The following is a 968-nucleotide window of genomic DNA, read 5'->3' on the forward strand; positions in this document are numbered from 1 at the left end:
GGCCCGGCGGCGGACGCTGCGGGCGGCGGCGTGGCCGCCCTCGTGGACCGGCGCGGCGTGCAGCCGTGCGCGTCGGCGGGCGTTGCAGCCCCCGCATATGCAGTCCTCCGCCGGTTCGACCTCGTCGAACTCCATGAGCGGGGACAGGGGATCGGTAAGGGTCATGCTCCGCCTCTTTCCTGCGGTCTTTCCTGGTCGCCGCCTGACGGCGGGACAGGAGTGGCCTTCCCGGGCCCATTCCGCGTGTTATCGGGACCAAAGTCCCAAAACAGGCGGGGTGCGTCACGATGGGTTAGGCCGAACGGGTGACACTCGTTCGGCCCCGGAACGTGGCGTGGGTCAGGTGGGGGCGGCCGGCAGGGGTGAGGCGTGGTCAGCGCGGGATGGCGGGCGAGTACTCGGGGTCGGTCCAGGCCAGCGGGGTGGCGTCGGCCAGCTCGACCACGCCGGTGACGGTCAGTTCGACGATCCGCTCGGCGCCCGGGACGCCCTGCCTGGCCTCCTCGGACCAGTCGGTGCGGGCCTCGCCGGTGACCAGCAGCGACCCACCGGTCTCCCAGTCGGGCAGCAGCAGGCCGGCCCGCGGGTCCAGCTCCAGGTTCCCGAGCGTCAGGAACATGCTGTTGCCGGGGTACTCGGGCCAGCGCAGCCGGTTCGGCGCCACCGGTTCCAGGAAGCCGGGGAAGCCGCCGCGGTGGGAGGCGTCCACGCTGCCGTCCGGGCCGGTGCTGGCGATGAAGAAGGTGTCCGCGGTGGCCGCCGCCAGGAGCTGTGAGGTGGTCAGCACCGCGCCGGCGGCCACCGTGCGGGGCGGGCCGGCGGCCGGGCGGTCCGCCGGGGTGCGGCGCTGGATGTACTTCGGGCAGTTGGCGACCACCTCGTCGGCGTGCACCAGCAGCCCGCCCCGGCCGTCCGGAACGGAGCGGCCGTTGAGCCGCATCCGGCGCCGGCCGGCCGGGTCCAGTGCG

At 74.4% G+C, this 968-nt stretch carries 1 protein-coding gene; it reads right to left on the reverse strand.

The window, feature by feature from the left end:
- Positions 1-373 precede the first annotated feature (373 nt).
- A partial coding sequence (locus KS423_RS46225; protein ID WP_224285624.1) for a pyridoxamine 5'-phosphate oxidase family protein occupies positions 374-968 on the reverse strand: 595 nt, incomplete at its 5' end.

It is taken from the genome of Streptomyces sp. LS1784, from assembly GCF_020103755.1.
Taxonomy (GTDB): domain Bacteria; phylum Actinomycetota; class Actinomycetes; order Streptomycetales; family Streptomycetaceae; genus Kitasatospora.